Below are 13,066 nucleotides of genomic sequence, written 5' to 3' on the forward strand. Positions count from 1 at the left end.
GTCGGTGCCGCGCGGCGCGCTCGACGGTTCAGAGGGAGAGTCGCTCCCGCACGACGGCGACCAGCCGGTCGGCGTACGCCTGAGCGGATTCGGCATCCGCCGCCTCGACCATGACCCTGACGAGGGCCTCGGTTCCGGACTTGCGGAGCAGCACGCGACCGGTCTCGCCGAGTTCGGCTGCGACCTCGCGCACTGCCGCCTGCACGACGGCGTCGGACTCGAGCGCGTCCTTGTCGACATCGCGCACGTTGATGAGCACCTGCGGGTACACGGTCATCACGCTCGCGAGTTCGGCGATCGTCTTGTTCTGACGTGCCATCTCGGCAACCAGGTGCAGCCCCGTGAGCAGGCCGTCGCCCGTCGTGGCGAACTCGCTCATGATGACGTGGCCCGACTGCTCGCCTCCGAGCGCGTAGCCGCCACGGTCCATGTCCTCGAGGACATAGCGGTCGCCGACCGCGGTCTGGCGCACGGTGATGCCGTGCTCGCGCATGGCGACGTGCAGGCCGAGGTTGCTCATCACCGTGGCGACGAGCGTGTCATCGGTCAGGTGACCGCGCTGCTTCATCGACACCGCGAGGATGGCCATGATCTGGTCGCCGTCGATGACGTTGCCCTGCGCATCGACAGCCAGGCACCGATCGGCATCGCCGTCGTGGGCGATCCCGATGTCGGCCCCGAGCCGCACGACGGCCTCGGCGAGCTGGTCGAGGTGGGTCGACCCGACGCCGTCGTTGATGTTCAAACCGTCGGGGTCAGCACCGATCACGGTGACATCGGCACCCGCATCGCGGAAGGTCTCGGGAGACACCCCCGATGCGGCGCCGTGGGCGCAGTCGAGCACGACCTTGATGCCGTTCAGCCGGTTCGGCAGCGAGCCGAGCAGGTGCACGACGTAGCGGTCTTCGGCGTCGGAGAATCGATCGATCCTGCCCACGCCCGCACCGGTGGGGCGCAGCTTCTCGCCCGCCATCGCCTCTTCGATGCGCTGCTCGACGACGTCGGGCAGCTTCACACCGCCGCGGGCGAAGATCTTGATCCCGTTGTCGGGTGCCGCGTTGTGCGAGGCGGAGATCATCACACCGAAATCGGCGTCACGGTCGGCGACGAGGAACGCGAGCGCAGGAGTCGGAATGACACCGGCCTCGAGCACGTCGACGCCGGAGGAGGCGAGCCCTGCGGCGACCGCCGCCGTGAGGAAGTGACCGGAGACACGAGGGTCACGGGCCACCACTGCGGTGAGTCGCTTGCCTTCGGCTTTGCGGGCCTCCGCAGTACGGCCCTGGCCCAGGACGACAGCAGTCGCCTGGGCCAGGGTGAGCGCGAGGTCGGCGGTGAGGATGCCATTGGCGAGTCCTCGCACACCGTCCGTGCCAAAGATCGGCATCGGAGCGGTTGACCTTAACGCTTCGAGTACTGAGGCGCCTTACGGGCCTTCTTGAGTCCAGCCTTCTTGCGCTCCTTGACGCGAGCGTCGCGCGACAGGAAGCCGGCCTTCTTCAGCGTCGGACGGTTGTTCTCCTCGTCGATGCCGTTGAGCGAACGGGCGATGCCGAGACGCAGCGCGCCGGCCTGACCCGAGGGGCCACCGCCGGAGATGCGCGCGATGACGTCGTAGCCGCCGGCGAGGTTGAGGATCGTGAACGGGTCGTTGATCAGCTGCTGGTGCAGCTTGTTCGGGAAGTAGTCCTCGAGCGTGCGGCCGTTGACCGTGATCGTTCCCGAGCCGGGGACGAGACGCACGCGGGCGATGGCCTGCTTGCGACGGCCGACAGCGGCACCCGGGACGCTGAGCACGGGGCGGGGGGCCGCCTCGACTGCGTCGGTCTCGGGAGTCGAGGTCGAGAAGTTCTGGGGGTTTTCGGTGGTGTCCTGGATGTCAGCCACGAGTATGTCCTTAAGTCTTTACGGCGCTTACTGGGCGACCTGGTCGAGGGTGTACGTCTGCGGCTGCTGCGCGGCGTGCGGGTGCTCGGCACCGACGTACACCTTGAGCTTCGACAGCTGCTGACGGCCCAGGCTGTTCTTGGGGAGCATGCCACGGATGGCCTTCTCGACAGCGCGGATCGGGTTCTTCTCGAGGAGCTCGGCGTAGGTGACCGACTTCAGTCCGCCCGGGTAACCCGAGTGGCGGTAGGCCAGCTTCTTCTGGAGCTTCTGACCGGTGAGCGCGACCTTGTCGGCGTTCACGATGATGACGAAGTCACCCGAGTCGATGTGGTTGGCGAAGGTGGGCTTGTGCTTGCCACGCAGGAGCGTAGCGGCGTGCGAGGCCAGGCGGCCGAGAACGACGTCAGTGGCGTCGATGACGACCCAGTCACGCTGGACCTCGCCGGCCTTCGGGGAGTAAGTGCGCGTCACGATAGTGCTGCTTTCTTGTTCGAACGGAGAAGTTCGTGAATCCCACTCCGGGGTGGTTCTTCCCTACAGGGATGAACACGCCAGTGGAGGGCTCACGTTCGTTAGTGCTCGGCAGTCGAGCACCAAAGTGACAGCTTACGTCATTCCGGGCGTTCTCCCAAACCGAGCCGGTCGGCGATCAGTCGAACCGGGTCGTCACCAGGATCGGACGATGGTCGCTCATCCCCTGCGGAAGCGTGGTGACCCGCTGGATCTCGAAGCCGGCGGACGTCGCGAAGTCGTAGTGTCCGCGGAACACGCGGTACCGGGTGTAGGTGTGGTCGTCGCTCAGCGTCAGCGCGTACCCGTGCTCACGGATCGTCTGACCGAGGTTCTCCTTGAACACCGGGTAGTTGTAGTCCCCGACCATCAGCTGCGGCAGCTCTTCGCCGAGCGTCGCCAGCTCGGTGAGGGCCGCCCGGATCTGGTGCCGACGCAGGGAGTTCAGCGCTGTCAGCGGCGCCGCGTGGAACGACGCGGCGATGAACTCGCGCCCCGCGTCGATGTCTCTCAGCCGCGCACCCAGAACCCGCTCATGCGCGGGCTTCGCGATCCGGTCGTGCAGCGACTTCTTCAGCTCGATCGTCTTGACCTCCTGAAGATGGAACTCGCTGGCCCGATAGAACATCGCGAGTCCCAGCCGATTCCCCTGCGTCGCGTCGGCGATGGTGAGGTCGCCGATCGCCTCGGGCAGATCCGCGACATCGCACTCCTGGAGACACAGGATGTCAGGATCGTGCGCCGAGACCAGCGCCGCCAGTTCTCCTGCGGCGCGGTGCTTCTGCAGGTTGTATGAGAGGACCTTCATCGCACCTCACGCTAGTGGCTCAGTCTTGGATTCCGGTGGAAATCGCCGTTCGATCGGTGGAGTTCACCCATTCGGCATCACTCGTCGTATCCCCATCGGAGTCCCAGGATCCCTGGGCCGAACCCGTGCCGGGCGAGATGGACCGAGCCGCTGTTCGTCGAGCGCATCACCGAGATGTACTCCCCCTCGGTCTCGATGTACTCCTCGCACCAGCTGGGGAGGGCGTCGGGATGGAAGCGCACCCAGATGAGGCTCTCGCGAGCCGGTCTCGACGTCGCATGCCAGGCCGACTGCCGCGGCGGATATCCGGGCGGGAAGGTCTCGGTGAACTCGAACAGCGTCGTTCCGCCGGTGGTGATCGGCTCGTCGAGCGCGATGACCACGCCAGACACGAGCCGGCCCCGATGCAGGTATTCTCGATCGATCCTCCCACCGACGACGTCGGAGATCACCGACATGACATCGGTCTCGATCGGCGCCACGTCGATGAGGGGCACCTCGGTGATCGTGCCTCTCGTCGCCTGCACGAGCGAGCGCATGATCGTCTTCTCGACCGCGCCGTCGGCACCGACGAACGCCGTCATGTGGGTCGAGAGGTCGCGCAGGGCGTCCTGCGGCGCGGCACGCAGCTCTCGCAACGTCTCCTCGGTCTCGCGCTGCTCGCGCTCCTCGTCGAACGGCAGACGTGGAGGTGCGATCGGTCCCAGGCGAGCGGTCGGGATCAGCAGGCTCCCGAGGTGTCCTCGATGCAGACCGAGGCGATCCTCTAAGCCGTCGACGACGCTCAGCGATTGCGGGCCTTCGGGCTGCCGATCACCGGAGCGCCAGTAGCTCAACGTCGCCATGGATACCGGGTTGCCGTCGTCGATCAGCTGGCTCCGCAGCCGCGCGAGGGTGATTCCCCGGTCGGAGATCGCCGCACGGAGCGCAGCGGCGAATGCGCCGCCCTGATCCCCCAGCCGATCCGTCACAGTCCCCCGCCGCAGTGTGAAGATGCCCTTCGTACGATCAGCATACGGTTCAGCAGTGTCACACCCCTCCGGCCTGCAGGAGTCGTCACCGCCGCGCCCGGCCTGGGGACCCGCCGTCCGCGGCGGTGCTGCCGCGTCGTGGCCGCCCCCGGGGAAGGGCGGCCACGAACGGGTCACCTGCGGCGTCGGCGCTCCCGCGTGATCGCGGCGGGCTTGTCTTCGTCCACGCGTCCGACGTCGCCCGGGAACAGGGCGTCACGCGCGAGCTGTCGCTCTCTGCGGCTGCGTCGTGCATCCGCCCACCCGACCGCGAGCCCGAGAGCGATCAGCACCACGGCTGTGAGAAGCACGGCGCGCGTGTCCATGGCGGCCCACTCCGCCCAGAGCGCCCCCATGCCCACGACGACGGCACCCGCGCCGACGGCCGTCAGACCCAGCTGAAGGCGCACCATCGATCGGTTGCCGGAGAGCAGCGGCTCGACCAGGCTCACGTCGACACTGCGTGATGCTCCATCCGAGACCCAGCTCGCCAGAGCACGCTCGCGGGCGAACTGCAGGACCACTCCTCCGACCCAGGCGAGGATGCCGAGGGCTGCGCACACGGCGAGCGCCGCTCCGCTGCTGAGGCTCAGCACGTCGATGCCGTTCTCGATCGGCTCGTTCCAGTAGACCGGATCGCAATTGCGACACTGCTGACGCATGAAGACCGAGATCATGAAAGCGCCCAGGGAGACGAGTGTGGCGGTGAGCAGCGCCCGGGCCACGCGACCGAGAGTCCGCCTGCTCGGAGTCGAGAGCCACTGCGGAACGGCCGCTCGGATCGCCGCCTCGCGACGATCCGAGTCGGACGCCTCCGCTCGAGGGACGAGCTGCTTCCACCGCGACCAGTGGTCGCGCATCCGCGCATCGTCGCGTTCGACGAGTCGTCTCCCCAGCCTCCGCAGCATCGCTGCGGCGAGCGCCAGCACCGCGAAGACGAGCAGCACCGCCCAGACCACGCCGTCTTCGCGCAGGTCCTCTGTGAAGACGACGGCGAGCGCGAAGAGGGCTCCGAGCCCGACCAGGCACCAGAACAGCACGGTTCCCGTGGTCTGGAGGTATGCGGCGGGGGCCTTCGCGAGCTCCGTCCTCAGTGATCGCTGCGGCACGGCATCCGGGTTCTCCCGTGCGCTCGCCTCGACCGCACGGAGGGCGGCGAACCGCTCGGCGACCAGCACGAAGGGCACGACGATCGCGAGCACCGCGGCGATGAGCAGGATCACCCCCATGCTCGCGCGGAACAGCGGATCGAGGTCGATCTGCCAGTACAGGGAGGACAGTGCCTCCTCCCCCACGATGCCGACCACGACGATGCCGAGGAACGTGTAGAGCGTGCCGATGCTCAGGCCGACACAGGTGTCGAGCGCCGCCCGCCAGAACGCCCATCCTGGCGACGAGACCTCGACGAACACGGCCGTGGGCCGGGTCATGCGCTCGTGCCGTCGCGACGAGCGCGCGTCTGCTCCGCCCTGGTCGACAGGAGCTCGTCGGCCGGGTATCCGACCTCGGTGAGCGTCAGCCCCCTGGCGGCCAGCACCTTGAACTCGCTCGTGCGGGTGAGCGCGTCGCGCAGCACGACCAGATCGTCGACGTCGAGACGCCCCTCACCCACGGCGACGCATGCGCCCACCAGCGCCCGCACCATGCTGTGGCAGAACGCGTCGGCCTTCACCTCGGCGACGAGCACGCCCTCGGAGTCCCGCGACCATCGGTAGTCGAGGAGGGTCCGGATGGTCGTGGCCTCCTCGCGGGGCTTGCAGTATGCCGCGAAGTCGTGGAGCCCGATGAGCGTCCGCGCCGCGGCATCCATCGCCTGGTCGTCCAGAACACCCCGGTGCGCGGTCGTGTCGTGGCGTCGAAGGGGGTCGTAGCCCGCGGTCGAGTCGGCGAGCCGATATCGGTAGCGACGCCAGACCGCCGAGAAGCGGGCGTCGAATCCGTCGGGAGCGATGGAGGAACGGGTGACGGTCGCATCGGGGTAGGCGCCGAGCACACCGCGCATGCGCCTCGCGATCGACGCCGCGGGGTCTTGCGGGGCGCGGCCCTGACGCGACTCGATGCGCGACCACTGCGCCTCATCGAGGTCGACGTGCGCCACCTGGCCCACGGCGTGCACTCCGGCATCCGTCCGCCCTGCGACGACGAACTGCACGTCGGAGCCGACGATGCGAGCGAGCGCGGCTTCGAGAGTCCCCTGAACGGTGCGCAGGGTCGGCTGCTTCGCCCACCCGCGGAAGTGGGTGCCGTCGTAGGCGATGTCGAGCCGGATGCGCACGGATAAAGCCTAGGGCGTACCCGCGCGCGATCCGGCTCCGCTCAGATGCCGCCGTCGATCGAGCGGATGACCTCGCCCGGCTCGTCCGGCACCATGACCTGGGTGTCGCGGTTCAGGCTCTCGCCGCGGAAGAACCGCTTAGAACGCGGGAACAGGTACCAGGCGAACATGAGCACGAGACCGAAGGCGAGCGAGCCGATGCCGATCACGAACGTTCCGCCGATGCCGAAGAGCACGGTGTAGCCGTAGTCCACATCCCACATGTCGATCGCCGACTGCACGAACGCCCCCGTCAGCATGAGGCCTCCCAGCAACGGGAAGAGGCCCTTGAAGAAGAAGTCACGCGCCGAGGTCGTGAGGTCCTTGCGGAAGTACCAGACGCAGGCGAAGCCGGTGATCGCGTAGTAGAACGCGATGGCGAGGCCGAGCGACAGGATCGAGTCCTGCAGGATGTTGTCGCTGATCAGGGTCATGCCGACGTAGTACACCGAGGCGACGACGCCCATGACGATCGTCGAGAACGACGGCGTCTTGTAGGTCGGGTGCACGTCCTTGAACTTCGCGGGCAGAGCGCGGTAGACGCCCATCGCGAGTGTTCCGCGTGCGGTGGGCAGGATCGTCGTCTGCGTCGAGGAGATCGCCGAGATGATCACGGCGACCACCAGCACCCAGCCGAAGGGTCCGAGAAGTCCGTCCTTGATCGCGAGGAAGAAGTCGTCGGCGTTGGCCTCGTTGCCGAGCCCGGTGCCGGTGTCGCCCAGGCCCGCGTACATCATGGCCGCGATCGTGACGCCCACGTAGGTGAACAGCAGGATGACGGTGGTCAGCAGCGCGGCACGACCCGGGATGCGCTTGGGGTCCTTCGTCTCCTCGTTGAGCGCGAGGCAGGTGTCCCAGCCCCAGTAGATGAAGAGGGCGAGCAGGATCGACTCGGTGAAGCCCGACCACGAGGTGAATCCGAACGGGTTGAGCCATTCCATGTCGAACGGGGTGGGATCGGGCGCGGTTCCTGCGAAGAACTGCCACAGGGCGGCCACCACGAAGATCGCCAGTGCGAGGTACTGGATACCGAGCAGGACGTTCTGGATGCGCTCGCCGATCTCGACACCGCGCCAGCTCACCCACGTCATGGCGGCGATGAAGAGCACGGCCACCAGGATGATGCGCCAGTCGTTGTTCTCGAGGTCGAAGCCGATCAGCGACCAGAAGTAGACCGAGGCGATCTGGGCGAGATTCGCGAGCACGACCATTCCGGCGACCGCGACTCCCCAGCCGCCCATCCAGCCGACCCAGGGCCCGAAGGCCTTGGTGCCCCACGTGAACGTGGTGCCGCAGTCGGGGACGGCGTTGTTCAGCTCGCGGTAGGCGAAGGCGATCAGCAGCATGGGCACGAAGGCGATGATGAAGGCGATCGGCGCCTGTGCTCCGACCGCGAGCACCACGAATCCGAGCGTGGCCACCAGCGAGTAGACCGGTGCGGTGGATGCGAGCCCGATGACGGTGGACCCCCACAGCCCGAGCGAACCGGATGCGAGCCCCTTGCCGTCGGGGCGTTCAAGATGGATCGGCGTCGTAGCTGACATGCTCAGAACATACGGCTACCACGTATATCGCGTCAATCCTTTTCTCTCACCGACGGATTTCGTGCTCACCTGCGCCTAGAGGCGACGGAATCCGTCGAACTAGCCCCGATCGATCATGTCATCGGCGTGCTCGGCGACCCACTCGACGAGCGGCAGCATCCGCCGCATGAGGTCACGGCCGAGCGGAGTCAGGCTGTACTCGACGTGCGGGGGCACCGTCGGGAAGGATTCGCGGCGCACGAGCCCGTCGTCCGCCAGGGTGCGCAGGGTGGAGGCGAGCATCTTCTCGCTGATGCCGCCGACCTCGCGGCGCAACTCGCCCCAGCGACGGGTCCCGTCGGAGAGCGACGAGAGCACCAGCACTCCCCACTTGCTCATCACGTGGTCGAGGATCACTCGTGTGCTGCATCCAGGCTCGAAGATCTGCGGGGTGGCTTCCCGGATCTGCGCATAACTAACCGTCATGTACGTACCTTACTTCAAAGTGGGTACCCATCAGCTGGAATGTTCGTCGCGGGTGGGGCGGTTGTCGCTCATGTCACCTACGAAAGGACACCCCATGACCATCCTCGTCACCGGCGCGACCGGCAACCTCGGACGCCTCGTCATCGCGAGCCTCCTCGAGCGCGGCGCCGACCCGCAGTCGATCGTCGCCGGCGCGCGCGACGTCGCGAAGGCCGAGGATCTCGGCGTGCGGGTCGCGCGACTGGACTACACCGACCCCTCGTCCGTCGCTGCAGCCGTCGAGGGCGTCGACAGCGTCCTGCTCATCTCGGGTTCGGAGGTCGGCCAGCGCGTCGCCCAGCACCAGTCCGTCATCGATGCCGCCAAGGCCGCCGGAGTGACGAAGTTCGTCTACACCAGCGCTCCGAAGGCGACGACGAGCGATCTCGTGCTCGCCCCCGAGCACAAGGCGACCGAAGAGCTCATCGCGGCCTCGGACCTCCCCTCGGTGATCCTGCGCAACAACTGGTACACCGAGAACTACGCCGCCGACGTCGCCCGTGCTGCCGAGACCGGCGTGCTCGCCTCCGGAGCCGGTGACGGACGAGTCGCCTCCGCGAGCCGCAAGGACTTCGCCGAAGCGGCAGCCGTCGTGCTGCTCGAGGACGGTCACATCGGCCAGGTGTACGAGCTCGGCGGCGACGTCGCGTGGAACTACACCGAACTCGCCGGTGCGATCGCCGAGGTCACGGGCCGCGAGGTGGAGTACCAGCCGCTCACCGCCGACGAGCAGCTCGCCGGCCTCCAGGCAGCCGGCCTCGACGAGGGCACCGCAGGATTCGTCGTCGCTCTCGACTCCGGCATCGCCGCAGGCGCGCTCGCAGACACGGACGGCACCCTCGCCCGGCTGATCGGCCGACCGACCACCCCCCTCGTCGACGGCATCCGCGCGATCGCCTGATCAGCCGTTCACCCTGATCACCCGTTCGCCCTGATCACCCGTTCACACAGCGAGAGGCGCCGATCCTCACCCAGGATCGGCGCCTCCGCGCGCTCACGCGCACTCAGTCCGACGATGCCTCCCGCGGATGGACGTACGCGATCGTGAGCGCGATCTCGACGGGCCCCAGCCCGTCGTCCGCGAGGACCTTGTCGATCGCCGCGCGGACATCTCGGAGCAGCTCGAGGGCATTCGCCGAGTACTCGACACCGAGCGATGCCTCGACCTCGACCCCGTCGTCATCCGTTCGGACGGCCACGAGAGCCTCATCGCTCCGGCTGATGCCGATCGCCACGGCCCCTTCTCCGACGATGTTCGACACCAGCGAGCCCGCTCGGTAGACGTTGCGCACGCCGGGCGTCGCCAGCACCGCCGCCTCGATCCGCTCGGCGAGTCCCGGTAGGGCTGTGGTGCTCATGAGGTCTCCTCCGCTGCACTGCTGATCCGTTGGATGTCGCGCACCGTGACGTCGATCGAGGTCACGGTGAGGTCCGTCTGCCGGTGCAGACGCTCCGCGATCTCGGCGCGAAGCCGCTCGACCGCGGTCGGGATGGACTCCCCGTAGATGGCGTTGACCTCGATCGCGATCCGGATCGGCTCGCCCACGACGGTGACGTCTCCGTCGAGAGTCGACCGACCGACCATGATGCCGGGCACGGCGTTCTCCGCCGAGCGGATGAGTCCCCGAACCGCGCCTTCCGTGATGCCGAAGTCCACGGAGGGGTCGGATTCGTCGAACGGGATGCGGCGTCCTGCACGGGCATCCAGCGCGATCCCCGAGAGGATCCGGTCGACCCAGCTGTCGTCGACCTCCGGCCTCGCCGCGGCATCCGCTTCGATCAGCTGTCCCCCCAGACCCTGCAGCCGCTCGAGCGCGTCCAGTGCGAGCTGGCACCCCGGCGAGCCCTCGATCGACGGGTCGACGGGAAGCCTGCCGGCCTCGAGATAGTCGCTCAGCTCTTCGAGGGTGTGCCCGTCGAGATCGCTCGGCTCGAGTCCGAGCTGACGCACGTCGGGAGCCTTCTGCTCTTCAGTCATCGCCAGGCCTCCATTCGCACGATCATGAACTTTCTGGCTCGAGCGAGAAGGCCACGTGCCGTCGACACCGAGATGTCGAGCTCCGACGCGATCTCGTCGTACGAGTAGCCGCCCATCTCCCTCAGCACCCAGCATTCACGCTGAGCAGCGGGCAGCTCCTGCAACGCCGCGCCGAGCGCCTCGATCCCCGCGCGCGCCTCCACCACGCGCGCGGGCGCGCTGTGCGACGGAGCCGCCTGCTCCATGTCGTCGACGTCGAGCATCGATCGCAGCGCGCGGATGCGGTCGACCGCCTTGCGGCTCACGATGCGCATCAGCCAGCTCTTGACCTTCGCCGGGTCGTCGAGCTCGGAGAACCGCTGCCATGCGGTGACGAACGTCTCCTGGACGATGTCATCGACATCGGCCGACGCGTTCAGCATCCGCTGCGTGTACGCACGCATCATCGGCGTGTACCGCCGCACCAGCACGGCGAAGGCGGCCACGTCGCCGTCCATCGCCCGACCGGCGACCATCCGGTCATCCGCCTGCTCGAGAGCAGAGCGAAATCGTTCCCCAGCCATACGTCGACTCCCTCTTCCATGCCCCGTGAGAAGTTCGGAGCAGACGCACCGTCGGATCGGATCGACGATCCGACGGAGCGGTCACGAGATGCTGATCCGGTCACCCGTACGCATCTCGAGGGGCTACAGGACACGTGTCTCCGTGCCGTCGTCTGTGGCGACCGTGTCGGCGGTCGTGTCGTCGTCGGAGGGGATGTGCACGTCGTTGATGGTGACGTTGACCTCGACAGCCTGCTTGCCGACGTACTCGCTCATCGCGACGGAGATCGCAGCTCGCACGTCGTCGGCGACCTTCTGCAGCGACACCGGATACTCGGCGACGATGGTCACATCGACGGCGACCTGGGTCTCGCCGACCTCGACGCTGATGCCCTGGGTGAGGTCCGTCGAGTTGAGAGCGTCGCGGATGGCACCCACAGCGCGCGCTGCTCCGCCACCGAGGGCGTAGACGCCGGGAACCTCACGAGCCGCGATGCCGGCGATCTTGGCGACGACGCCGTTCTCGATGATCGTCGCACCTGTCGAGGCGACGGTCGAACCTGCCGGGGCGACCTGGACCTTGGGCTGCTGTGCGTTCGAGACGTTCGCCATCATGTGCTCCTTCATCAGTGTGGGATCCCCGGCGGGGAGGGCCGCAGTGCAGCGACACCACTAAGACGGATGCTACGAACGATTCGTCACAAATTGGACGTGAATCATGACGGAGGCCGCTCCCCGAGCGGGGAGCGGCCTCAGATCAGAGTCGATGTCAGCGCGCCGTGCGGGCGAATGCGACGGATGCCAGTGCCGCGGACTGGTCGCCGAGCACCGCGTCGTCGAACACGACCCGCGGCGAGTGGTTCCACTCGATCGTGCTCGGAGCGGCATCGGGCGGCGAGGTCATCAACGCGATGAACGTGCCGGGAACCTCGTTCAGCACGAACGCGAAGTCCTCCGACCCCATCATCGGCGTCGGCATCATCACGACCCGCTGCTCCCCGAACGCACCCCGCAGGACGTCGACCGTCGCGGACGTCTCCTCCGGGTCGTTCACCGTCACCGGATACATCGTGTCGAACCGGACCTCCGCCGACAGCCCATGGGCGGCCGCCACTCCCTCGATCACTCGAGGGAGCCCCTCCTGCAGCGTCGCGAGCGATGCCGGCGACATGTTGCGGACCGTCGCCGCCAGCTCGACCTGCTCAGGAATGACGTTGACCGCCCCGTCTCCCGTCGAGAGTCGGGTCACCGACAGCACGACGGGGTCGAACGCATCGAACCGCCGTGTCACGAAACTCTGCAGCGCGAGCACGATCTCGGCCGCCGCGGGCACCGGGTCGAGCGTCTGGTGCGGCTGCGATCCGTGCCCTCCTCGCCCCCTCACCGTGACGAAGAGCTGATTGGATCCGGCGGCCACCGCTCCGCCTCTCGTCGCGAAGAGGCCTCGGGGCCCCGGGGCCACGTGGATCGCGTAGGCGGCGACCGGCCGCTCTCCCGCAGCGTCGAGCAGCCCCTCTTCGATCATGATCTTCGCGCCGCCATGCCCCTCCTCCCCCGGCTGGAACATGAAGATCACCGAGCCGTGCAGCTCATCACGCCGTGCGGCGAGCAGCTTCGCCGCACCGACCAGCCCTGCGGTGTGCAGGTCGTGACCGCACGCGTGCATGGTGCCGTTGACGGAGGCGAAGTCGAGGCCGGTCGTCTCCTCGATCGGCAGGGCGTCCATGTCGCCGCGCAGCAGCACCGCAGGCCCCGGCAGCCCGCCGCGCAGCACCGCGACCACCGAAGTCGTGCGGGTGCCGGTGGTGATCTCCAGCGGCAGCCCTGCGAGGGCGTCGAGCACCTTCTGCTGCGTGCGAGGGAGGTCGAGTCCGAGCTCGGGGTCGGCGTGCAGGGCGCGCCGCAGCGCGACGAGGTCGGGCAGGATCGCGACGGCATCCGCCGCGAAGTCTGGGGTGGTCAAGGG

15 protein-coding genes are annotated in these 13,066 nt (G+C 67.8%); 1 reads left to right on the forward strand and 14 read right to left on the reverse strand.

All coding sequences use genetic code 11. The annotated features are described in order from the left end of the window. Window positions 1–28 precede the first annotated feature (28 nt). From glmM to OB895_RS07485, 9 genes are all read right to left on the reverse strand, one after another. Window positions 29–1,387, reverse strand: coding sequence for a phosphoglucosamine mutase (glmM, locus tag OB895_RS07445; RefSeq protein WP_056375796.1), 1,359 nt, complete (start codon window positions 1,385–1,387; stop codon window positions 29–31). Window positions 1,388–1,401: 14 nt separating this feature from the next. Then, window positions 1,402–1,887 carry a 30S ribosomal protein S9 gene (gene rpsI, locus OB895_RS07450; protein ID WP_042539158.1) on the reverse strand — a complete coding sequence of 162 codons (486 nt, stop codon included), beginning with the start codon at window positions 1,885–1,887 and terminating at the stop codon, window positions 1,402–1,404. A 27-nt stretch (window positions 1,888–1,914) separates the two neighbouring features. Further along, window positions 1,915–2,361 carry a 50S ribosomal protein L13 gene (gene rplM, locus OB895_RS07455; RefSeq protein ID WP_042539156.1) on the reverse strand — a complete coding sequence of 149 codons (447 nt, stop codon included), beginning with the start codon at window positions 2,359–2,361 and terminating at the stop codon, window positions 1,915–1,917. A gap of 178 nt (window positions 2,362–2,539) precedes the next feature. Continuing rightward, a complete protein-coding gene (locus tag OB895_RS07460; protein ID WP_311879695.1) occupies window positions 2,540–3,208 on the reverse strand; it encodes an endonuclease/exonuclease/phosphatase family protein in 669 nt (222 codons plus the stop codon). A gap of 77 nt (window positions 3,209–3,285) precedes the next feature. Further along, window positions 3,286–4,179, reverse strand: a complete 894-nt coding sequence (locus OB895_RS07465) for a hypothetical protein (protein ID WP_311879696.1) — start codon at window positions 4,177–4,179, stop codon at window positions 3,286–3,288. 173 nt (window positions 4,180–4,352) lie between these two features. Next, complete coding sequence (locus OB895_RS07470; RefSeq protein WP_311879698.1) at window positions 4,353–5,648, reverse strand: hypothetical protein; 1,296 nt, start codon at window positions 5,646–5,648, stop codon at window positions 4,353–4,355. Next, complete coding sequence (truA, locus tag OB895_RS07475; protein WP_056375792.1) at window positions 5,645–6,493, reverse strand: tRNA pseudouridine(38-40) synthase TruA; 849 nt, start codon at window positions 6,491–6,493, stop codon at window positions 5,645–5,647. Before truA ends, OB895_RS07470 begins: the two co-directional genes overlap by 4 nt. 41 nt (window positions 6,494–6,534) lie before the next feature. Then, complete coding sequence (locus tag OB895_RS07480; RefSeq protein ID WP_042539145.1) at window positions 6,535–8,076, reverse strand: APC family permease; 1,542 nt, start codon at window positions 8,074–8,076, stop codon at window positions 6,535–6,537. Between the two features lie 99 nt (window positions 8,077–8,175). Then, window positions 8,176–8,541, reverse strand: a complete 366-nt coding sequence (locus OB895_RS07485) for a winged helix-turn-helix transcriptional regulator (RefSeq protein WP_042539143.1) — start codon at window positions 8,539–8,541, stop codon at window positions 8,176–8,178. Window positions 8,542–8,635: 94 nt separating this feature from the next. Between OB895_RS07485 and OB895_RS07490 the strand changes: the two genes are divergently transcribed. Further along, window positions 8,636–9,481, forward strand: coding sequence for an SDR family oxidoreductase (locus OB895_RS07490; protein ID WP_079112367.1), 846 nt, complete (start codon window positions 8,636–8,638; stop codon window positions 9,479–9,481). A gap of 103 nt (window positions 9,482–9,584) precedes the next feature. Here OB895_RS07490 and OB895_RS07495 read toward each other — a convergent pair whose 3' ends face one another. The 5 genes from OB895_RS07495 to OB895_RS07515 form a co-directional block, all read right to left on the reverse strand. After that, window positions 9,585–9,938, reverse strand: a complete 354-nt coding sequence (locus OB895_RS07495; protein WP_056375788.1) for a hypothetical protein — start codon at window positions 9,936–9,938, stop codon at window positions 9,585–9,587. After that, a complete protein-coding gene (locus OB895_RS07500) occupies window positions 9,935–10,558 on the reverse strand; it encodes an Asp23/Gls24 family envelope stress response protein (protein ID WP_042539137.1) in 624 nt (207 codons plus the stop codon). The genes OB895_RS07495 and OB895_RS07500 overlap by 4 nt, the downstream gene beginning before the upstream one ends. Further along, window positions 10,555–11,121: an RNA polymerase sigma factor gene (locus OB895_RS07505; RefSeq protein ID WP_311879703.1), complete on the reverse strand. Its 567-nt coding sequence runs from the start codon at window positions 11,119–11,121 to the stop codon at window positions 10,555–10,557. The genes OB895_RS07500 and OB895_RS07505 overlap by 4 nt, the downstream gene beginning before the upstream one ends. Before the next feature lie 123 nt (window positions 11,122–11,244). Beyond that, on the reverse strand, window positions 11,245–11,712 hold the full coding sequence (locus OB895_RS07510; protein ID WP_311879704.1) for an Asp23/Gls24 family envelope stress response protein: 468 nt from the start codon (window positions 11,710–11,712) through the stop codon (window positions 11,245–11,247). A 157-nt stretch (window positions 11,713–11,869) separates the two neighbouring features. Further along, window positions 11,870–13,063: a M20 metallopeptidase family protein gene (locus OB895_RS07515; protein ID WP_311879706.1), complete on the reverse strand. Its 1,194-nt coding sequence runs from the start codon at window positions 13,061–13,063 to the stop codon at window positions 11,870–11,872. Window positions 13,064–13,066: the final 3 nt, after the last annotated feature.

The organism is Microbacterium forte (assembly GCF_031885415.1).
Lineage (GTDB): Bacteria > Actinomycetota > Actinomycetes > Actinomycetales > Microbacteriaceae > Microbacterium > Microbacterium forte.